At 67.1% G+C, this 19,933-nt stretch carries 19 protein-coding genes; 15 read left to right on the top strand and 4 right to left on the bottom strand.

Features of this window, described 5'->3' with window-relative positions; translation table 11 throughout:
* Positions 1–34 precede the first annotated feature (34 nt).
* Complete coding sequence (locus AC5P78_RS11765; protein ID WP_005408797.1) at positions 35–736, bottom strand: FKBP-type peptidyl-prolyl cis-trans isomerase; 702 nt, start codon at positions 734–736, stop codon at positions 35–37.
* A gap of 167 nt (positions 737–903) precedes the next feature.
* On the opposite strand from AC5P78_RS11765, the gene AC5P78_RS11760 reads away from it, so the two are divergent.
* The 15 genes from AC5P78_RS11760 (at position 904) to rnt (ending at position 14,280) form a co-directional block, all read left to right on the top strand.
* Positions 904–1,686, top strand: coding sequence for an enoyl-CoA hydratase/isomerase family protein (locus tag AC5P78_RS11760; protein WP_012479639.1), 783 nt, complete (start codon positions 904–906; stop codon positions 1,684–1,686).
* A 4-nt stretch (positions 1,687–1,690) separates the two neighbouring features.
* Positions 1,691–2,044, top strand: a complete 354-nt coding sequence (locus AC5P78_RS11755) for a hypothetical protein (protein ID WP_005408795.1) — start codon at positions 1,691–1,693, stop codon at positions 2,042–2,044.
* Positions 2,044–2,733: an endonuclease III gene (nth, locus tag AC5P78_RS11750; protein WP_012479638.1), complete on the top strand. Its 690-nt coding sequence runs from the start codon at positions 2,044–2,046 to the stop codon at positions 2,731–2,733. The genes AC5P78_RS11755 and nth overlap by 1 nt, the downstream gene beginning before the upstream one ends.
* 196 nt (positions 2,734–2,929) lie before the next feature.
* Positions 2,930–4,141, top strand: a complete 1,212-nt coding sequence (locus tag AC5P78_RS11745) for an OprO/OprP family phosphate-selective porin (protein ID WP_005408793.1) — start codon at positions 2,930–2,932, stop codon at positions 4,139–4,141.
* A 222-nt stretch (positions 4,142–4,363) separates the two neighbouring features.
* Positions 4,364–5,380, top strand: coding sequence for a phosphate ABC transporter substrate-binding protein PstS (gene pstS, locus AC5P78_RS11740; protein WP_005408792.1), 1,017 nt, complete (start codon positions 4,364–4,366; stop codon positions 5,378–5,380).
* Between the two features lie 691 nt (positions 5,381–6,071).
* A complete protein-coding gene (pstS, locus tag AC5P78_RS11735; RefSeq protein WP_005408791.1) occupies positions 6,072–7,160 on the top strand; it encodes a phosphate ABC transporter substrate-binding protein PstS in 1,089 nt (362 codons plus the stop codon).
* 82 nt (positions 7,161–7,242) lie between these two features.
* A complete protein-coding gene (gene pstC / locus AC5P78_RS11730) occupies positions 7,243–8,211 on the top strand; it encodes a phosphate ABC transporter permease subunit PstC (protein WP_005408790.1) in 969 nt (322 codons plus the stop codon).
* Complete coding sequence (gene pstA, locus AC5P78_RS11725; RefSeq protein ID WP_005408789.1) at positions 8,211–9,074, top strand: phosphate ABC transporter permease PstA; 864 nt, start codon at positions 8,211–8,213, stop codon at positions 9,072–9,074. Before pstC ends, pstA begins: the two co-directional genes overlap by 1 nt.
* A 19-nt stretch (positions 9,075–9,093) precedes the next feature.
* Positions 9,094–9,924, top strand: a complete 831-nt coding sequence (gene pstB / locus AC5P78_RS11720) for a phosphate ABC transporter ATP-binding protein PstB (protein WP_005408788.1) — start codon at positions 9,094–9,096, stop codon at positions 9,922–9,924.
* 65 nt (positions 9,925–9,989) lie between these two features.
* Positions 9,990–10,697 (top strand): phosphate signaling complex protein PhoU, encoded by a 708-nt coding sequence (phoU, locus tag AC5P78_RS11715; RefSeq protein WP_005408787.1) that lies wholly within the window; start codon positions 9,990–9,992, stop codon positions 10,695–10,697.
* Between the two features lie 258 nt (positions 10,698–10,955).
* A complete protein-coding gene (locus AC5P78_RS11710) occupies positions 10,956–11,312 on the top strand; it encodes a hypothetical protein (RefSeq protein ID WP_049395295.1) in 357 nt (118 codons plus the stop codon).
* Complete coding sequence (locus AC5P78_RS11705) at positions 11,299–12,174, top strand: HvfB family MNIO-type RiPP peptide maturase (protein ID WP_005408785.1); 876 nt, start codon at positions 11,299–11,301, stop codon at positions 12,172–12,174. Before AC5P78_RS11710 ends, AC5P78_RS11705 begins: the two co-directional genes overlap by 14 nt.
* Positions 12,167–12,922 carry an HvfC family RiPP maturation protein gene (locus AC5P78_RS11700; protein WP_049395296.1) on the top strand — a complete coding sequence of 252 codons (756 nt, stop codon included), beginning with the start codon at positions 12,167–12,169 and terminating at the stop codon, positions 12,920–12,922. Before AC5P78_RS11705 ends, AC5P78_RS11700 begins: the two co-directional genes overlap by 8 nt.
* A 26-nt stretch (positions 12,923–12,948) precedes the next feature.
* Complete coding sequence (locus AC5P78_RS11695; RefSeq protein WP_100438043.1) at positions 12,949–13,470, top strand: HvfX family Cu-binding RiPP maturation protein; 522 nt, start codon at positions 12,949–12,951, stop codon at positions 13,468–13,470.
* A 159-nt stretch (positions 13,471–13,629) separates the two neighbouring features.
* Positions 13,630–14,280 carry a ribonuclease T gene (rnt, locus tag AC5P78_RS11690; protein WP_032965690.1) on the top strand — a complete coding sequence of 217 codons (651 nt, stop codon included), beginning with the start codon at positions 13,630–13,632 and terminating at the stop codon, positions 14,278–14,280.
* 191 nt (positions 14,281–14,471) lie between these two features.
* Here the strand turns inward: rnt and AC5P78_RS11685 are convergent, their stop codons facing one another.
* The 3 genes from AC5P78_RS11685 to AC5P78_RS11675 all read right to left on the bottom strand — a co-directional run bounded on the left by AC5P78_RS11685 (position 14,472) and on the right by AC5P78_RS11675 (position 19,820).
* The gene (locus tag AC5P78_RS11685; protein WP_049395297.1) at positions 14,472–17,498 is read right to left on the bottom strand and encodes a ligand-binding sensor domain-containing diguanylate cyclase; all 3,027 of its coding nucleotides are present in this window, start codon (positions 17,496–17,498) and stop codon (positions 14,472–14,474) included.
* 177 nt (positions 17,499–17,675) lie between these two features.
* A complete protein-coding gene (locus AC5P78_RS11680; protein ID WP_005408780.1) occupies positions 17,676–19,085 on the bottom strand; it encodes an ATP-binding protein in 1,410 nt (469 codons plus the stop codon).
* Between the two features lie 6 nt (positions 19,086–19,091).
* Positions 19,092–19,820 carry a response regulator gene (locus tag AC5P78_RS11675; protein ID WP_005408779.1) on the bottom strand — a complete coding sequence of 243 codons (729 nt, stop codon included), beginning with the start codon at positions 19,818–19,820 and terminating at the stop codon, positions 19,092–19,094.
* Positions 19,821–19,933 lie beyond the last annotated feature (113 nt).

The following is a 19,933-nucleotide window of genomic DNA, read 5'->3' as shown; positions in this document are numbered from 1 at the left end:
GGAATCACCGGCGCGTTTGGTTTACTGCTTCGATTTACTTGACGCTGACCAGCTTGATCTCGAACTGCACAGCCACGTTCGGCGGGAACGGGGTGCGCGGGTCCGCACCGTAGGCCTGGTCCGGCGGCAGGGTGACTTCCCACTTCGAGCCGGCCGGCATCTGCAGCAGGGTCTCGCGCATGGCCTTCATTTCGACTTCGCTGACCTTGATCGACGGGATCTGCTGGGCCGGGCGGGCTTCGGTCGGGCGCTGGCCGTACGGGAACGGACCGGCCACTTCCAGCTGCACGGTGCTGGCCTGGGTCGGCTTGGCACCCTTGCCGGCTTCGATCACGCGGTACTGGACGCCGCTCGGCAGCGACTGCACGCCGGCCTTGGCCTTGTTCGCCGCGATGAACTGATCGCTCTTGGTCTTGTTTTCGGCAGCAGCCTTCTCGTACTCGGCCTTGGCAGCCTGGGCACGGCCCTGCTCGCGCTTCTGGAACGCTTCAACGGCCGGCTTCAGCTGCTCGGCGGTGATCGCCGGCTGCTTCTTGGCGTAGGCATCCTGCAGGCCCTTCACCACCGAGTTGATGTCCAGCTGCTCACCACGACCGGTCAGCTCCGCCAGGTTGTTGCCGTAGTCGTAACCGAAGTAGTAGCTCAGCTTGCCCTTTTCGGACGAGACGTCCTGGGCGAAGGCATTGCCCGTCAGGGCCAGGGCCGCGACGGCGACCGCGATAGAACGCAACTTCATCAAACAGTTCTCCAGGGGTGGTAACTCAGGGACGTTCTGCGCCGCCCTGAGGCGACGGGTTAGGATAACGGGCGCAACGTGTAACCGCTACTCACGATGCAGGCTATGACCCGTCTGCGTTCGCGGAGTTCAATATCACTTTTTTTTAACGTTCCAGGAGTTTCCCCGTGGCCGATGCCCTGATCGCTGTCACCGACGACGGCGCCATCCGCACCGTGACCGTCCAGCGCCCGGACAAGCTCAACGCCCTGAACGCCGCGACCCTGCAGGCCCTGGCCGAGGCCTTCAGCGCCGCCGCCGCAGACCCGGAGATCCGCGTGGTGGTGCTGACCGGTGCCGGCCCGAAGGCGTTCGTGGCTGGCGCTGACATCGCCGAGATGAACACACTCAGCGCGGTTCAGGGACGTGATTTCTCGCTGCTGGGCCAGGCCCTGATGCGCCAGATCGAGCGCATGCCCAAACCGGTCATCGCGCGCGTGAACGGTTTTGCCCTGGGCGGCGGCCTGGAACTGGCCATGGCCTGCCACCTGCGCATTGCCGCCGATACCGCCAAAGTCGGCCAACCGGAAATCAATCTTGGGCTGATTCCCGGCTTCGGCGGCAGCCAGCGCCTGCTGCGCCTGTGCGGCCGCGCCGCCACCTTGGAGCTATGCCTGCTGGGTGCACCGATCAATGCCGCACGTGCGCTGGAACTGGGGATCGTCAACGAGGTGGTACCGGCCGACGCGCTGGACAACCGCGTGCAGGACATCGCCCGGCAGCTGGCACGCTCGGCGCCGCTGGCCCTGCGCGGCCTGCTCGATGCGGTGCACGTGGGCGGCGAATGCAGCCTGGAAGCCGGGCTGGAATACGAAAGCGCACAGTTCGGCCTGCTGTTCGCCACCGAGGACATGCGCGAGGGAACCAGCGCCTTCCTGCAGCGCCGCCCGCCGGCCTTCCAGAACCGCTGACGCCATGGCATCCCGACCCAACCCCGCGCAGCTGTTTGCCCGGGTCCAGGCAGACGATCTCGACGGCGCCCTGCAGGCCGGGCTGATGGACTATGTCGCCCGCGCCGACGACGCGCAGTTGCTGCCCGGCCACCCGGAACTCCCGCAGCGGTTGCAGCAGGCCCAGCAGCAGCTTCAGGCCGCCTGGGCGGCACGCGAACGCTACCGCGCCCGTGCGGTGCGACTGGCCCGCCGCGAAGCCGAACGCGACGCGCGGCGCACGCCCGCCCCGGCGCCGGACGTGAAGCCCGCCCTCCCCGCCGCGGCCGCCGCCATCCTCGCCCGGGCCAAGGCCCGCGCCAGCGGCAAGGAGCAGTAATGGCGACCACGAAGAAGACCGCACGCGCCCCGGCGCGGCGTGGCGGCACGATGCCGCGCGCCGACGTGGTGGAGATGTTCACGCGCCTGCGCGAACTCAACCCGCACCCGAAGACGGAACTGGAGTACAGCTCGCCGTTCGAGCTGCTGGTGGCGGTGGCGCTGTCGGCGCAGGCCACCGACGTCGGCGTCAACAAGGCCACGCGCCGCCTGTTCCCGGTGGCCAACACGCCGGCGAAGATCCTCGCGCTTGGCGAAGAAGGACTGAAGCAGTACATCGCCACCATCGGCCTGTTCAACGCCAAGGCGAAGAACGTGATCGCGACCTGCGCGATCCTGCTGGAAAAGCATGGTGGTGAAGTGCCGCGCGATCGCGATGCGCTGGAAGCACTGCCGGGCGTGGGCCGCAAGACCGCCAACGTGGTGCTCAACACCGCCTTCGGCGAGCCGGTGATGGCGGTGGACACGCATATCTTCCGCGTCTCCAACCGTACCGGCCTGGCCCCGGGAAAGAATGTGCGCGAAGTGGAAGACAAGCTGGTGAAGGTGATCCCCGCCGAATTCCTGCTCGACGCGCATCACTGGCTGATCCTGCACGGACGTTATGTGTGCAAGGCGCGCAAGCCGGATTGCCCGGGATGCGTGATCGCCGATCTGTGCCGGTTCAAGGACAAGACCCCGGCCGAGTGACGGCCGCATCCATGCAGGGCGTGGATCGACTGCAACCAAGGCGCAATCCGGGCGTCATACGCAAGCGGGTTCAATGGCAGGCCCTGCCGTGACGGGGCCTGCGGTGGATGTCTGCCGCGCGTGAACTGTCACATTTACGCAATCTTTACCTTCTAGCCTGCGCGCATCTTCCCACCTGCCTGCAAGGCTCCTCTCCATGAAACTGCATCACCAACTCCTGACGGTGGCCGTGGCTGCTGCGCTGTATGTGCCGGCTGCACACGCCGAAGTCGCCATCGACGTGATCGGCGGTTCGGAAATCACCTTCGAAGGCCTGGTCCAGGCCGATGGCAACTGGTTCCACAACGATGTGGTCGACCTCAACGGTGGCGACGCCGGCAACGGCAAGAACAGCGAATTCGAACTGCGTCGCGCCGAGCTGGTGCTGAAGGGCAAGGGCCCGGGCAACGTGGAGTGGGTGGTCGGCTATGACGCCAAGGCCGACAAGTTCCTCGACACCAACGTGAAGTACAAGCTGCTGGGCAACGCCAACCACTTCCTGCAGCTGGGCCAGTTCAAGCAGCCCAACAGCCTGGAAGAACTGTCCAGCACCAAGAACAACGATTTCATTTCCAAGGCAGCGGTCACCAACACCTATGCCATCGCCCGCCGCCTGGGCGGCGCGTACAGCTACGGCCAGGACAACTGGTCGGTGACTGCCAGCGCCTTCGGCCGCGAGCTGACCCGCAACCTGGCCCACGGCAGCGGCTACGGCGCGCGTGGCACCTGGGCCCCGATCAATGAAAAGGGCCAGGTCCTGCACTTCGGACTGAGCTACGTCAACTACGACACCGACGCCGACACCCTGCGCGTGCGTGCACGTCCGAATGCCGACCTCGCCACGGCCCGCCTGGTCGACAGCGGCAACCTGACCGACACCGACCGCGTCAGCACCATCGGTGCCGAAGCGATGTACTTCCAGGGCCCGTTCAAGGCCCAGGCCGAGTACTACACCAGCAAGGCCAAGCGCTACGACCACGACAACTACACCAGCGACGGCTATTACATCAGCGGCGTGTGGAACGTCACCGGCGAGACCTGGAGCTACAAGGGCGGCACCCCGGGCACCGGCCTGCCGAACAACCCGGCCGGCGGCCAGTGGCAGCTGGGCGTGCGCTACGACCACATGGACCTCAATGACGGCAACCTCGCCGCCAACCCGGTTGCCGGTCGCCCGCCGATCGTCGATGGCGTGCTGGGTGGCAAGATGGACATCTGGACCGTTGGCGCCAACTGGTACCTGCGTTCCAACTTCAAGCTGATGCTCAACTACGTGATGGTCGACAGCAAGAAGTACAGCTCAACGGCGCGCGGTTTCGTCAATGATGATCCCAACATCCTGGAAGCCCGCGCGCAGTTCTTCTGGTAAGTCCAGCCCCCTGCGTTGACCCGCGAAGGCACGGCCCCGGCCGTGCCTTCGTCGTTGCATCGATAGCCGCGCTGCCCTGCCGGCGCAGCGGACGTGACATCGCTCATGACGCGTGTCACGCCCGCGTCATATGACAGACGCAGGGGTGTCACGCAACCGTTATGGAATGTGCACCGAAACGTCGGGCAACCGCCCTTCGACCACCACCCCAGGAGTCTCCCTGTGATCCACGCCTTCAAGTCGCGCGCCGCTGTCGCCATCCTGGCCGCATCGTCCGTGTTCGCCGCCAACGCCGCCGATATCACCGGCGCGGGCGCATCGTTCATCTACCCGGTCATGTCCAAGTGGTCGGCCGACTACAGCACCGCAACCGGCAACAAGGTCAACTACCAGTCCATCGGTTCCGGCGGCGGCATTGCCCAGATCAAGGCCAAGACCGTTGATTTCGGCTCCTCCGACGCGCCGCTGAAGCCGGAAGACCTGGCTGCTGCGGGCCTGGCGCAGTTCCCGTCGGTGATCGGCGGCGTGGTGCCGGTGGTCAACGTGGCCGGCATCGCGCCGGGCGCGCTGAAGCTGGACGGCGCGGTGCTGGCCAACATCTTCCTGGGCAAGATCAAGACCTGGAACGACCCGGCCATCGCCGCGCTGAACCCGGGCGTGACCCTGCCCAACGCCAAGGTCACCGTCGTGCATCGTTCGGACGGCTCGGGCACCACCTTCAACTTCGTCAATTACCTGTCCAAGGTCAGCCCGGAGTGGAAGAGCTCGGTCGGTGAAGGCACCTCGGTGCAGTGGCCCGCCGGCATCGGCGGCAAGGGCAACGAAGGTGTTGCCGCCTATGTGAAGCAGATCAAGGGCGGCATCGGCTATGTCGAACTGTCCTACGCGCTGCAGAACAAGCTCTCCTACACCGCGATGAAGAATGCCGCCGGCAAGTTCGTGCAGCCGAGCGACACCTCGTTCGCAGCCGCTGCCGCCAGCGCCGACTGGGCCAACGCCCGCGACTTCTACCTGGTGATGACCAACGCGCCGGGCGCCGAGTCCTGGCCGATCACCGCCACCAACTTCATCCTGGTGCAGAAGACGCCGAAGAATGCTGCCAATGGCAAGGCGACCCAGGAGTTCTTCCGCTGGGTCTACAAGAATGGCGACGCCCAGGCCCGCCAGCTGGACTACGTGCCGCTGCCGGACAGCCTGGTCCGCCAGATCGAGACCTACTGGTCGCAGAACCTGAAGTAAGCAAGCGCGTTCCCCCGCAGGAACGGGGGCGGCGGGTCCTCTCTCCCCCGCCGCTCCCACCCGGGCGCGAGATCCTCGAGATCTCGCGCTCTTCTTGTTTTTGGGGGATTGGTCGTGAAGAGCGTTGCGCCTGCGCTGATCCATGGGGGAGTCGGTGGGCCAGGGCGTGCAGGACACGCCGTAAACCCCGCTCCGCGGTCCGGCCCAGCCGCTGGCGGGTGTGCGTTCGGGCGCTTGCGAGGCAGTGCCTCGCGGGCAAACCGCCCTCACCCTTGGGGGCTCGTCCACGGCATCCATGCCGTGGACGGTCCTGCACGCCCTGGCCCACCGCCTCTCGACAGTTCATCGGGGGCGCGGTGGGGTCATGGAAGGCAGGAGCAAAGGCAGGAGCGTCTGTAGAGACGAGCCCACGCTCGGCTGGGTGCTGGAGCGTGCGGACCAACGGTCCGCACCTACCGAGAACAGGGAGCAGTCGAGCATGGCTCAACTCTACAAGGGCCAACCGACCGTCATATCGGTGCGCAGATCGCGGGTTTCCGGGCACCTGCCGGATCGGCGCCAATCCTGTGAAACCCTTGTCAGAACGTGATCCAGGACACCCCTGTCATGGTCGTAATACGGCTGTAACAAAAACATCATTTCATAGCCGCATCCGCCGACCACGTCGGCTCTTCCCCGCTATGGAGTGACCATGAAACTGCACTCGGCCGGCCTCGCCGCCCTTTCCCTGGCCATCGCCCTGGGCCTGTCGGCCTGCGGTGGCGACAAGCAGGCCGCGCAGCAGCCGGCTGCCGACGGCGCCGCCGCCCCGGCCGCTGCCGGTGCCAAGGTGACCGCCGAAGTGTCCGGCGCGGGCGCGTCCTTCATCTTCCCGCTGGTCTCCAAGTGGTCGGCTGACTACAACACCAGCACCGGCGCCAAGATCAACTACCAGTCGATCGGCTCCGGCGGCGGTATTGCCCAGATCAAGGCCGGCACCGTCGACTTCGGTTCCTCCGACAAGCCGCTGAGCAGCGAAGAGCTGGCCCAGGCCGGCCTGGCGCAGTTCCCGTCCGCCATCGGCGGCGTGGTGCCGGTGGTCAACATCGAAGGCCTGGAAGCCGGCAAGCTGCGCCTGAGCGGCGCCCTGCTGGCCGACATCTTCCTGGGCAAGGTCAAGACCTGGAACGACCCGGCCATCGTCGCCGCCAACCCGGGCGTGAAGCTGCCGGACGGCAAGATCACCCTGGTCCACCGTTCGGACGGTTCGGGCACCACCTTCAACTTCTCCAACTACCTGTCCAAGGTCAGCCCGGAGTGGAAGAGCAAGGTCGGCGAAGGCACCTCGGTGCAGTGGCCGGACGGCGTCGGTGGCAAGGGCAATGAAGGCGTCGCTTCCTACGTGAAGCAGATCAAGGGCTCGATCGGCTACGTCGAACTGGCTTACGCGCTGCAGAACGGCATGCCGTACACCGCCATGCAGAACGCGGCCGGCAACTGGGTCGAGCCGAGCGCGGAAACCTTCGCCGCCGCGGCCGCCAGCGCCGACTGGGCCAGCGCCAAGGACTTCAACCTGGTCATCACCAACGCTCCGGGCGAGCAGGCGTGGCCGATCACCGCCACCAACTTCATGCTGATGCAGAAGAAGCCGAAGGACGCCAAGCGCAACCAGGACACCCTGGCCTTCTTCAAGTGGGCCTTCGAAAACGGCCAGGCGCAGGCCAACGAGCTGCACTACGTGCCGCTGCCGGCCGAACTGGTCAAGCAGATCGAGGCCTACTGGGCGACCGACCTGAAGTGATGGACACGACGGTGCCCGCCCCACGCGGGCACCGTTTCTTCCACGCCGTGCCGCCCCGCCCCTTCCTGGCCCTGCCGTCCCCATGAATTCCATCGCCCAGCCTGTAGCCGCCCCGTCCACGCGTGATGCGCGTGATGCCCGCAACGACAAACTGTTCCGATGGGTGCTGGTCGGCACCGTCATCTTCGTCCTGATCGCCCTGGCCTGCGCCGCGCTGTCGATGCTGTGGGGCGGCCGCCATGCCCTGCAGATGCAGGGCCTGAGCTTCTTCTTCTCCGCCGACTGGAATCCGGTCGAAAACAAGTTCGGTGCGCTCGCCCCGATCTACGGCACCCTGGTCACCGCCGTCATCGCGATGGTCATCGCCGTGCCGGTCAGCTTCGGCATCGCCTTCTTCCTCACCGAAGTCGCGCCGCGCTGGCTGCGTGGTCCGGTCGGTACCGCCATCGAACTGCTGGCCGGCATTCCCTCGATCATCTACGGCATGTGGGGCCTGTTCGTGCTGGTGCCGGTGATGACCGAGTACGTCACCCCGTTCCTCAACGAGACCCTGGGCGAATGGCCGATCATCGGCCCGATGTTCCAGGGCCCGCCGCTGGGCATCGGCATGCTCACCGCCGGTTTCGTGCTGGCCATCATGGTCATTCCGTTCATCTCCTCGGTGATGCGCGAAGTGTTCCTGACCGTGCCGACCCGCCTGAAGGAGTCGGCGTACGCGCTGGGCTCCACCAAGTGGGAAGTGAGCTGGGACATCGTCCTGCCCTACACCCGCTCGGCAGTGATCGGCGGCATCTTCCTCGGCCTCGGCCGCGCCCTGGGCGAGACGATGGCGGTGGCCTTCGTGATCGGCAACAGCGTGCGCCTGTCGCCGTCGCTGCTGGAGCCGGGCACCACCATCGCCGCGCTGATCGCCAACGATTTCGGCGAAGCCACTGAAACCTACCGTTCGGCCCTGCTGCTGCTCGGCTTCGTCCTCTTCATCGTCACCTTCGTGGTGCTGGCCATCGCCCGCCTGATGCTGATGCGCCTGTCCCGCAAGGAGGGCAACTGATGTCCACCACCGCTGATTCGTTGTACCTGCGCCGCCGCATCGGCAACGTCGTTGCGATCACCGCCTCCTGCGCCACCGCGCTGTTCGGCCTGTTCTTCCTGGGCTGGATCCTGTTCACCCTGGCCTCGAAAGGCCTGGCCGGCATCAACTGGGACCTGTTCACCAAGATGACGCCGCCGCCGATGCAGGACGGTGGCCTCGCCAACGCCTTCTTCGGCAGTGCCGTGATGTGTGCGCTGGCGATCGGCATCGGCACGCCGCTGGGCGTGCTGGCCGGTACCTGGCTGGCCGAGTACGGCAACGCCCGCAAGGCCGGCACCGTGGTCCGCTTCGTCAATGACATCCTGCTGTCGGCACCGTCGATCGTGCTGGGCCTGTTCGTCTACACCCTGTACGTGATGCAGACCGGCGGCAACTTCTCGGCGTTCGCCGGTGCCCTGTCGCTGGCCTTCATCGTACTGCCGGTGGTGGTGCGCACCACCGACGAGATGCTGCGGCTGGTGCCATCGCAGATGCGCGAAGCGGCCCTGTCGCTGGGCATCCCGCAGTGGAAGGTGATCGTGCAGGTGCTGTACCGCAGCGCGTCGGCCGGCATCATCACCGGCATTCTGCTGGCGCTGGCCCGCATCTCCGGCGAGACCGCTCCGCTGCTGTTCACCGCTTTCGGCAACCAGTACTGGAACAACAACATCTTCCAGCCGATGGCCTCGGTGCCGGTGGTGATGAACCAGTTCGCCGGCAGCCCGTATGAATCCTGGCAGGTGCTGGCCTGGGCCGGTGCCCTGGTGCTGACTGTCTTCGTGTTGCTGGTCAGCCTTGCCGCCCGCGGCATCCTGCTGCGCAACCGTATCTCCCATGACTGACCTTTCCGTGGACAACGCCATGAACGACCTTTCCAACGCCGTGCCGATGCAGCGCATCGCCGTGCCGTCCTCGCACGAGAGCCTGCACACGCCGTCGCCGGTGAAGCTGGCTGCGCGTGGACTGGACTTCTACTACGACAAGTTCCACGCCCTGAAGGGCATCAACCTGGAGATTCCGGAAAAGCGCGTGACCGCGCTGATCGGTCCCTCCGGTTGCGGCAAGTCGACCCTGCTGCGCATCTTCAACCGCATCTACGCGCTGTACCCGAAGCTGGAAGCGCGCGGTGAAGTGCTGCTGGACGGCGAGAACATCCTGTCGCCGAAGTACCCGATGAACCGCCTGCGCAGCAAGGTCGGCATGGTGTTCCAGAAGCCGGTGCCGTTCCCGATGACCATCTTCGAGAACGTGGCCTACGGCATCCGCCACCACGAGAAACTGAGCAAGGCCGACATGGCCGACCGCGTCGAGCAGGCACTGCGCCAGGGCGCACTGTGGGACGAAGTGAAGGACAAGCTGGGGCAGAGCGCGCTGGGCCTGTCCGGTGGCCAGCAGCAGCGCCTGTGCATCGCCCGTGCCGTGGCGCTGCGCCCGTCGGTGCTGCTGCTGGACGAGCCGACCTCGGCGCTGGATCCGATCTCGACCAGCCGCATCGAGCAGCTGGTGGAAGAGCTCAAGCACGAGTACACCATCGTCATCGTCACCCACAACATGCAGCAGGCCGCGCGCGTTTCCGACTACACCGCCTTCATGTACCTGGGCGACCTGATCGAGCACGACCGCACCGAAGTGATCTTCTCGCAGCCGTCGCAGCGGCAGACCGAGGACTACATCACCGGTCGCTTCGGCTGATCGACGCTGATCCTTCGCCACATGTCCCAGCCAGGCACGGCCTGGCTCTACCCGGATTGCAGACCATGAACCTTCCCAACGACCACATCGTCAAGAGCTACGACGAAGAGCAGCAGCGCCTGGTGGCCGAAATCGTGCGCATGGGCGAGATGGCCGTCGCCCAGCTCGAAGCGTCGATGGACGTAATCGAGAAGCGCGACGAGAACGCCGCCCATCGCATCATCGCCAACGACGAAGCCATTGATGCGCTGGAGCAGCAGATCAGCCATGACGTGATGCGCCTGGCCCTGCGCGGCCCGATGGCGCGCGACCTGCGCGAGATCCTCGCCGGCCTGCGCATCCCGGCCGATATCGAGCGTATCGGCGACTACGCGGCCAACGTCGCCAAGCGTTCGATCGCGCTGGGCAAGGTGCCGCCGCTGCCGCAGATCCAGGGCCTGCGTGCGCTGGGCCGCCTGGCCGCGCAGCAGGTCCGTCGTGCCATTGCCGCCTACCGCGACAACGACGCCGACGCCGCACTGGAACTGCGCGAGGACGACGCTCGCCTGGACGCGCAGTACACCGCGCTGTTCCGCGAGCTGCTGACCTACATGATGGAAGACCCGCGCAACATCACCCCGTGCACGCACCTGCTGTTCATGGCCAAGAACCTGGAGCGCGTGGGCGACCACGCCACCAACATCGCCGAGAACGTTTGGTTCCTGGTGCACGGGGAGCAGCCGCTGCCGCCGCGCGAGAAGCGCGACGAGACCTCCAGCACCGGCCAGCCCTGACGCTGCACTGCAACACCGGAGTTGACTCCAAGGTGGCCGCTGTCCTGGTGACAGCGGCCTTCTTTTTTGGGGTGTTCCACCCGCGTTGTGGGCGCCGGGCTTGCCCGGTGCGAACCTTCCGGATGCTTCTGTAACAAACCTCACGAAAATTTGAGTTCTTGGCGAGGATTCGTTGAGTAGGATCGCTGCACCATCGTTTCCACCGGCATCCCTGCCGGCCATCCGGGCACCCGCCCACACCACCCAGGAGCACGACCGATGAGCAGTTCCAACAAGACCCTGTCCCTGCTGACTGCTACCGCCCTGGCCGCCGGCCTGGGCATGACCGCCAGTGCCTCGGCCCTGAGCATGAGCGACCTCGCCCAGGGCTACCTGGTTGCCGGGCAGGCAGCCAAGGCCAGTACCGACGCCAAGGCCGCAGACACCAAGATGGCCGCTGACGCGACCAAGCATGCCGAAGGCAAGTGTGGCGCCGACGGCAAGCCCGCCGAAGGCAAGTGCGGCGCCGACAAGGGCAAGGCTGCCGGCGCTGCGGCAGGCGCCAAGCCCACGTCCGGCGACAAGAAGGCGGCCGAAGGCAAGTGTGGCGAAGGCAAGTGCGGTGGCAAGCACTGACGTCCGCGCCAGCGTCGTCAGCCCGCGGTCGCCGCTTCGTGCGGCGGCCGCCGGGTTGGGGCTGCGCAGGGCGTTGCTGCAGGAGCTGCGTGATGCACCGGCGGGCGACTTCGATTTCCTCGAATGCGCACCGGAGAACTGGATCCATGTCGGTGGTCCTGCCGGGGATGCACTGGCCGAGCTGGCACAGCGCCATCCGCTCAGCTGCCACGGCCTGTCCCTGTCGCTGGGCGGCAGTGCGCCGCTGGATACCCGGCTGCTGGAACAGGTCGGCCAGTTCCTGGAAAAGCACCGCGTGCCGTTGTACAGCGAGCACCTGAGCTACTGCAGCGACGACGGCCACCTGTACGACCTGCTGCCGATTCCATTTACCGACGAAGCGGTGCGCCATACCGCCGCACGCATCGCCCGTGTGCAGGACCTGCTGGGTCGCCGCATCGCAGTGGAGAACGTGTCCTACTACGTGGCGCCGGAGCCGGCGATGGACGAGCTGGCCTTCACCAACGCCGTGCTCGCCGAGGCCGACTGCGACCTGCTGCTGGACGTCAACAACGTCTACGTCAACGCTTGCAACCACGGCTACGACGCCGACACCTTCATTGCCGGGCTGCCCGCAGAACGCATCGTCTGCCTGCACGTGGCCGGGCACCTGGACGAGGCACCGGACCTGAAGATCGATACCCATGGCAGTGCGGTGATCGACCCGGTCTGGGCGCTGCTGGCACGCACCTATGCACGCATCGGCGCACGCCCCACCCTGCTTGAGCGCGATTTCAACTTCCCGCCCTACGCCGAACTGCAGGGCGAGCTGCAGACCATCCGCCGCCTGCAGGCGACGCACGCCGGGGGCGCACATGGCTGATGCTCCCGACACGCTGCGCGCGCAGCAGCACGCATTCACTGCCCATCTGCGTGATCCACAGGGCGTGCCGCCACCGGCCGGGCTGGAATCACGCCGGGTCGCGGTATACCAACGACTGCTGTTCAACAACCTGCTCGGCCTGTTGAGCAACGGCTTCCCGGTCTGCGTGCGCCTGCTCGGCGAACCGGCCTGGAGCGGACTGGTGCGCCAGTACTTCGCGACCCATCGCTGCCAGACACCGCTGTTCACCGAACTGGCCGCCGAATTCGTGCAGTGGCTGCAGGCGCAGCCACAGCTGCCGCATCCGGCGTTGGCCGAACTGGCCCACTACGAGTGGGTGGAAACCGCGCTGTACCAGCTGGATGCCGAACCGCTGCCGGCGCAGGACGACACCGACCCGCTGCGGGTGCCGCTGCAGCGCTCGCCGTTGGCATGGCCGCTGCTGTATCAGTGGCCGGTGCACCGGCTCGGCGCTGAGGACGCACCGACCGAGCCGCCGGCCGAGCCGACTGGCCTTCTGGTGCGCCGCGATGCCGACGGCGAGGTGCGATTCGCCACGCTCAGCCCTCTGGCGGTGTTCCTGCTGTCCAGCATCGGCGAACAGCCCGGCCTTGATGGTCAGGCCTACCTGCAGCGTCTGGCCGCCGCGCACGGCCTGGCCGAGGACGCGCTGGCCGGACCCGGCGCCGCGCTGCTGCGGCAGTTCCTGCAGGCCGGCGTGATCGGCCCGCTCACAGCCCCTCCCTGACACACATCATTCGCGGAGACCCCCTGATGAACCTTCCGACCCTGGCCACCGCGCGTGGCCAGCTGGACCGTCTCGCCCCCTGGTTGGCCCCGCTCGGCCTGCGCCTGCTGCTGGCCTGGGAGTACTTCGAATCCGGCCGCGAGAAACTGCACGGCCAGAACTGGTTCGCCGACCTGCAGGATGCCTTTCCGTTCCCGTTCGATCAGCTGCCGAGCACGCTGAACTGGCAGCTGGCGACCTGGTTCGAACTGGTCGGCGCGGCCTGCCTGCTGTTGGGTTTCGGTACGCGTTTCGCCGCCGCCAGCCTGCTGGTATTGACCGTGGTGGCCACCTACGCCGTGCACTGGCCGATGCAATGGGACTCGCTGGGCGACCTCGCGATGGGCTATGCGATCACTGACCAGGGCTTCGGCAACTTCAAGCTGCCGGTGCTGTTCATGGCGATGCTGCTGCCGTTGATTTTCAGCGGCGCCGGCAGGCTGAGCGTGGATGCGTGGTTGGCACGGTGGTCTCCCTCGGCCACGCCTGCGCGGCCAGCAGTCAGGTAGATGCCGACCTTGGTCGGCGCGCATCGTGCCAACCCAGGTTGGCACCTACCGGAATCCTGGGCGCGCGGTGCACCGGTAGGTGTCGACCTTGGCCGACACACGCCCACCATGCACAGAAGGCTGGCCGGACGCTCAAGGCCGCTCTGATAGAATTCACGCATGAATGACCCCACTCCCGCACCTGCCGCCGCCTCCGATTCCGCAATCCCCCAGGCGCAGCGCGCGATGTCACAACGCTTCCGCGGCTTCCTGCCGGTGGTGGTGGACGTGGAAACCGGCGGCTTCGACAGCCAGCGCAACGCCCTGCTGGAAATCGCCGCGGTGCCCATCGAGATGGACGAGAACGGCCTGCTCTACCCCGGCCAGACCGCCAGTGCCCATGTGGTGCCGGCCGAGGGCCTGGAGATCGACCCGAAGTCGCTGGAGGTGACCGGCATCATCCTCGACCACCCGTTCCGGCTGGCCAAGGAAGAGAAGGCCGCACTGGACCACATCTTCACCCCGGTACGCGCGGCGATGAAGAAGTACGGCTGCCAGCGCGCGATCCTGGTCGGCCACAACGCCCATTTCGACCTGGGCTTCGTCAACGCCGCCGTGGCCCGGACCGGCCACAAGCGCAATCCGTTCCATCCGTTCAGCGTGTTCGACACCGTCACCCTGGCTGGCATCGCCTACGGGCAGACGGTGCTGGCGCGTGCAGCCACGGCCGCCGGGTTGGGCTGGGATGCGAACGAAGCACACAGCGCGGTGTATGACACCGAACAGACCGCACGATTGTTCTGCACCATCGCCAACGCCTGGCCGCGGTGAAGCGTCCAACGGCGGAGCCCCTCGTGGCGTGAAGCAAATCAGCGGTCGGGCCGGACAAGGTGGGTTCGCGGGGGACGCCGTGAACCCGTCCCTGGGGGCTTAGCCGCACTTCTCTGGTGGGTGCCGACCGTTGGTCGGCACCGCCGGTTGGTACGACAACACCAGTAGATCCACGCCATGCGTGGATGCGATCAACCAATACTCGTACGATCGCGGCCGTCGCTCTTGGCGCGGTACAGCGCGCGGTCGGCGCGCTGGTACAGCAGCGCCGGGGTGCGGTCATCGGCATCCAGTTCCACCAGGCCTGCGCTGAAGGTCACGCGCAGGCCCGCTACACCGGCCCAGTCGGGGTGGTCATGGAACAGGCCGCGCAGGCGCGCGCACAGCTGCGCGGCTTCTTCCAGGCGGGTGTCGTTGAGCAGCAGCGCGAACTCCTCGCCACCGGTACGCGCGGGCAGGTCCGAGTCGCGGCAGGCCGCGGCGATCAGCCTGGCCACCTGCACCAGCACCGCATCGCCGATGCTGTGGCTGTGGCGGTCGTTGACGTCCTTGAAGTGGTCGATGTCCAGCACCACCAGGCACAGCGGGTGGCCGCTGCGCTGTGAACGGGCGAAGTCGCGCGCCAGCGTTTCATCGAAGGCACGGCGATTGGCCAGCCCGGTCAGCGCATCCTCGCGCGCCTGCCGCTCAAAGGCCTCGGCCTGCCGTGCAAGGCGCTCGGCCAGCTCGGTCTTTTCCTGGTTCAGCGCCTGCAGGTGCACGGTCTTGGCCTGCAGGTCGAAGGTTGCCTCGTCCACGCGCCGTGCCAGGCGCAGGTTGCTGGCCTTCAGCTGCTGCAGCAGCAGGCGGTACAGCACCACCAGCCCAGCCAGCAGCAACAACCCGCCCAGCAGCTGCACGCTGCGGCGTTGCCACCAGAACGGCTCCACCGTGAAGCTCCACACGGCTTCCTGCTGGCCCCAGGCCCCGCCTGGATGCGCCGCCGACACGTGCAGGGTGTAGTCACCTGGGGGCAGGCCGACGAACTCGACGCTACGCTGCGGGCCGCGCTCGACCCAGCCGGTGTCCAGGCCATCCAGCCGCGTGCGATAGCGGATCCGGTCCGACATCAGGTAACTCAGGCCCACATAGCTCACCGCCAGACGTCGGCCGCCGGGAATGTAGTTGCGATCCGGGCCCTCCCAATGCACGGGTGCGCCATCCACCTGCACGCTCTCGATCGCTGCCGGCGGTGATGGGCGCTCGCGGAAGCGCTGCAGGCGTTGCGGGTCGACGGTGCTCAGGCCTCCGGCGGTGACCACCCAGAAGGTGCCGTCCTGGCGCAGGATGGCCGATGGCCCGGAGCTGCCGTTGGCCTGCGCGTTGGCCATGCCGTCGATCTCGTTGTAGCGCTCCACCACCACTCGTGGTGCGCGGCCATCGGCCACGGCATTGAGGGTCGCCATGTCGGTGCGCAGCACGCCGCGGTTGCTGCTGATCCACACGTTGCCAAGACGATCCGGCACCAGCTGGAACACCGCATCCACCGGCATGCCCTGCTCCAGGCCGACGCGCGCCAGCTTTCCGTCGAGCCAACGGTACAGGCCGCGGTCGCTGCTGATCCACATCGCGTCGCCCAGCTGGTGGAAACCGAACACACTGCGGCCCCCGCCCATCGGTGCCAGGTCGATCGACTGCACGTGGTCGCCACGCAGCACGCGGATGCCCTCGATGGTGCCGATCCACAGGTTGCCCTGGTGGTCATGCTCGAGTGCGGTGATGAGGCCACCGGGCATGCCCGGGGCAGTCGACACCTGCACCCGGTCGCCGTCGATGCGTACCACGCCCTTCTGCGTACCCGCCCAGACCCTGCCCTGCGGATCGACACTGATCGCGCGGATGTTGCCACCCGGCATGCCGTCGGCTGCCGCATAGTTGTGGCGGAGACTGCCATCGCGGTCCAGCCGGTAAACGCCGTCGCCGAACGTACCCACCCACAGGTCGCCGTCCGGCCCCTGCGCCAGACTCAATACCGATGGCGCCTTGCCGCCGCGGTTGTGCAGGGGAACCGCGCGGAAGCGGCCATCGGGTGTCTGCAGGTCGAGACCACTGGCACTACCGACCCACAACTGGCGGTCGCGGTCCTCCAGCACCGTGCGCACATAGTCGCCACTGAGGCCATCGCGCTCGGTGTAGCTGCTGAACAGTGTTTCGCGCAGGCGGTACAGGCCACCGTTGGCCCCCGCCCAGATGCTGCCTTCGGCATCCTCGCGCAGGCTGACCACGCGCCCGCCCGGCAGGTTCAGGCCGGCCGGCAATCGTTCCAGACCATGCGCCGAGATCCGCAGCAGGCCCTGGTTCTCGGTTCCCAGCCACAGGTCGCCGTGCCGGTCCTGCAGCATCGAGGTCATGTGCAGCTGTCCCGGCAGCCGGTGCACCAGCACCAGCTGATCGTCCTCCACGCGGTACAGGCGCTCGCCAGCGACGATCCACAGCGCGCCATCAGGAGCCCGGTACGGCCAGGACAGGCCGGTGCCGGCCCCCAGGCCCCACGCCGCGGGCGCGCGCTTGAGCACGCCGTCGTTGTCGCGCAGCACCAGCCCGTCAAGCGTGCCAACCCAGACCCGGTCCTGCGCATCGACCACCAGCTTGGTGAAGCTCATCGCCATCGGCAGGTCGGCCGCCGGCGCCTGGTAGACGATGCCCTTGTCCGGCGTGAGATAGCCGATGCCCTTGCCTTCGTACAGCAGCCACAGGCGCCCCTGGCTGTCCATCTGCATGGACTGGATCAGCACCTGCGGGGTGTCGGCCTGATGCTCCCAGACCCGCCACTGGCCGTCGTTGCCACGATGGCTGACGTTACCGCGCGAATCACTGATCCACAGCCCTCCCTGCCGATCGACCAGCAGTGCGCCGATGCCGTTGTCGCGCAGCCCCGGGCGGGTGCTGCGGTCGAACACGGTGAAATCCAGGCCGTTGTAGCGGACCAGGCCTTCCCAGGTGGCAAACCACAGGTGCCCCTCGGGAGTCTGCGCGATATCGCGCAGCGAGTTGTGCGGCAGGCCATTGCGCGAGGTCCACACGTCGATGGCGTAGTCGCGCAGCGGCGGCGCGCCCTCCTGCGCGGCCAGCGGCAGCGCCAGCACCAGCAACACCCACAGCAGACCGCGCTGCAGTGCCTGCCTGGCCTTCGAAACGCGGCGCTCCACCCAGCACCCGTTGTCCCCTGACCTGCCCATCAGCTCGGCGGCAGTGGCCGGTAGCGGCTGCAGGGCATGACAGCAAGCGGGAACGACCGGGCAACGCGGAACGGCGTGCCGTCAGGAACGGGCTGACTCATCGGGGAGAAACTGGGGAGATGCGCAGATGATAGGCCAAACCCTGGCCCCGGCGTCATCGCGTGCGTCCGGCGGGGCTCAGCCGGGCCGGCCAGGCGGCACCACCTGCGCACTGGCCGGCCACTGCACCACCGCCTCCAGACCGCCCTCGGCACGGTTGCGCAGCCACAGCCGCGCGCCATCCTTCTCGGCCAGGGCGCGCGCGATGGTCAGGCCCAGCCCTGCGCCGCCGGTTTCCCGCGAACGCGAGGTTTCCACCCGCACGAACGGGTCGAACACGGCCTCCAGCTGGTCTTCCGCCAGGCCCGGGCCATCGTCGGACACCATCGCCGTGATCGTGCCGCCGCTGCGTTCCACCCGCACGCGCACGCGGTGGGCATACATCACGGCGTTATCCACCAGGTTGGAGAACAGCCGGTGCATGGCCAGCGGGCGCAACATCAGCACCGCACCGGTGCCGCCCTCGAAGACCACGTCGGCACCACCCTCTGCGGCGTCTTCCACGATGCTTTCCAGCAGCGAATCCAGATCCAGCGCGGCGCGCTGCTCGGCGCTCTCGGCACTGCGGGCCAGCTCCAGCCCTTCGCGCACCAGTGCCTGCATCGCCGCCAGATCGCCGATCAGGCGCTCGCGCAGCACCTCGTCGCTGACGTTCTCCAGGCGCAGGCGCAGGCGGGTCAACGGGGTCTGCAGGTCATGGGTGATCGCCGCCAGCATCTGCGTGCGTTCGGCCAGGTGCCGCTGCAGGCGGTGCTGCATGGCATTGAAGGCCTCGGCGGCGCGCTGCACCTCGCGCGGCCCGCGCAACGGCAGTGGATCGCGCTGCAGATCGTCGCCGAGATCCTCCGCAGCCGCCGCCAGCTCCTGCAGCGGCGCACTGGCCATGCGCGCAACGATGTAGGCCAGCACCGCGATGGCCAGCACCAGCAGGGTCAGGAACCACGGGTCCACGGCCAGAATGCCGTTGTGGGCCACTGCTGGCGAATCCAGCGCCAGCTTCAGCAACGTACCGTCGTTGAGCGTCACATCGACCGCGCGGCACTTGGGCGGAATGAAGGCCGGATCGCGCTCACGCGGATGCCGTCGGTGCCCCGGCGGCGGTGGCGGCAGCAGATCCTGCAGCTTGGGAATGCAGGAACGGAACGAGGTGAAGTGCACATGCGCGCGCGACACCGGGCCGGGCCGGTCATCCAGGACTTCCATCAGTGCGGTATCCGCCCGCCCCAGGCGCGCGCCGGGCTGCAGCGCACGCACGCTGGGCCCACCGATCTCAAGCAGTCGCTCGCGCAGTTCGGGATTGCCATCGAGCAGGTTGACGTAGCCCTGCAGGCGGTCGGCGATGCGGTTCAGGTTCTGCCGCTCGAATTCCTGCTGGCGTTTGGAGGTGGCCAGCATAGTCGCGCCGATCGCAGCCACGCTCATGCCCAACAGCAGGATGACGAACAACCGCCCGACCATCGAAGACAGGAAATGGCGCAGGCGCTTCATGACGGCTTATTCCAGGTTCACCGAGGAGGCCAGCACGTAGCCTTCGTTGCGCACGGTCTTGATCAGGCCATCCGGCCCACCGTCATCGCCCAGCTTGTTGCGCAGGCGGCTGACCTGCAGGTCGATCGCGCGATCCTGCGCCTCGTAGTTGCGGCCGCTGCTGAGCGCGACCAGCTGTTCGCGCGACAGCACCTTGTTGGCATGGGCGATGAACACTCGCAGCAGGCGGAACTCGGCACCGGACAGCACCACCACGCGGTCGTCCGGATCGACCAGGTGGCGATGCTCCAGGTCGAACACCCAGCGCGAGAAACGCGCACGGCGCACCGCCAGCGGCTCCAGGTTGGCCGGCAGCGCCTCGGTCCGGCGCAGCACGTTGCGGATGCGCGCCAGCAGCTCGCGCGGTTCGAACGGCTTGGCCAGGTAGTCGTCGGCGCCCATTTCCAGGCCGAGCACGCGGTCGATCGGCTCGGCGCGCGCGGTCAGCATGATCACCGGGGTGTTCGAGCGCGCCCGCAGGTCGCGGCACAGGGTCAGGCCATCCTCGCGCGGCAGGTTGAGGTCGAGCACGATCAGGTCCACGTGCTCGCGGTCCAGCAGCTGGCGCATGGCGGTGCCGTCTGCGGCCGTGCTCACCTGGTAGCCGGCACGGCCGAGCTGCTCGGCCAGCAGGGTGCGGATGTCGTTGTCGTCGTCGACGATCAGCAGTCGATGCATCGTGTTTTCAGTCTCCATGTCGCGATCATCCCGTGTCGGCAGCTGAACCGCATCCGGGGCAATGCGTACCAGTGTATCCAGCCATGAGCGGGATACCTGTGGTTACGCGTATTCACCGACAGTGTTACATA

It is taken from the genome of Stenotrophomonas sp. YJH_SMC_133, assembly GCF_059370655.1.
Note: the sequence above shows the minus strand (reverse complement) of the source record. Positions and strands in the feature narration are given on the sequence as shown.

Bases quoted from the DNA above. Each gene is read 5' to 3' on its own strand.
- AC5P78_RS11755 (WP_005408795.1), top strand. From the start codon at position 1,691: ATGGCATCCCGACCCAACCCCGCGCAGCTGTTTGCCCGGGTCCAGGCA.
- AC5P78_RS11700 (WP_049395296.1), top strand. From the start codon at position 12,167: ATGGCTGATGCTCCCGACACGCTGCGCGCGCAGCAGCACGCATTCACT.
- AC5P78_RS11745 (WP_005408793.1), top strand. From the start codon at position 2,930: ATGAAACTGCATCACCAACTCCTGACGGTGGCCGTGGCTGCTGCGCTG.
- pstB (WP_005408788.1), top strand. From the start codon at position 9,094: ATGAACGACCTTTCCAACGCCGTGCCGATGCAGCGCATCGCCGTGCCG.
- AC5P78_RS11710 (WP_049395295.1), top strand. From the start codon at position 10,956: ATGAGCAGTTCCAACAAGACCCTGTCCCTGCTGACTGCTACCGCCCTG.
- rnt (WP_032965690.1), top strand. From the start codon at position 13,630: ATGAATGACCCCACTCCCGCACCTGCCGCCGCCTCCGATTCCGCAATC.
- AC5P78_RS11695 (WP_100438043.1), top strand. From the start codon at position 12,949: ATGAACCTTCCGACCCTGGCCACCGCGCGTGGCCAGCTGGACCGTCTC.
- AC5P78_RS11680 (WP_005408780.1), bottom strand. From the start codon at position 19,085: ATGAAGCGCCTGCGCCATTTCCTGTCTTCGATGGTCGGGCGGTTGTTC.
- AC5P78_RS11765 (WP_005408797.1), bottom strand. From the start codon at position 736: ATGAAGTTGCGTTCTATCGCGGTCGCCGTCGCGGCCCTGGCCCTGACG.
- pstS (WP_005408791.1), top strand. From the start codon at position 6,072: ATGAAACTGCACTCGGCCGGCCTCGCCGCCCTTTCCCTGGCCATCGCC.
- pstC (WP_005408790.1), top strand. From the start codon at position 7,243: ATGAATTCCATCGCCCAGCCTGTAGCCGCCCCGTCCACGCGTGATGCG.
- nth (WP_012479638.1), top strand. From the start codon at position 2,044: ATGGCGACCACGAAGAAGACCGCACGCGCCCCGGCGCGGCGTGGCGGC.
- pstA (WP_005408789.1), top strand. From the start codon at position 8,211: ATGTCCACCACCGCTGATTCGTTGTACCTGCGCCGCCGCATCGGCAAC.
- phoU (WP_005408787.1), top strand. From the start codon at position 9,990: ATGAACCTTCCCAACGACCACATCGTCAAGAGCTACGACGAAGAGCAG.
- AC5P78_RS11675 (WP_005408779.1), bottom strand. From the start codon at position 19,820: ATGGAGACTGAAAACACGATGCATCGACTGCTGATCGTCGACGACGAC.
- AC5P78_RS11685 (WP_049395297.1), bottom strand. From the start codon at position 17,498: ATGGGCAGGTCAGGGGACAACGGGTGCTGGGTGGAGCGCCGCGTTTCG.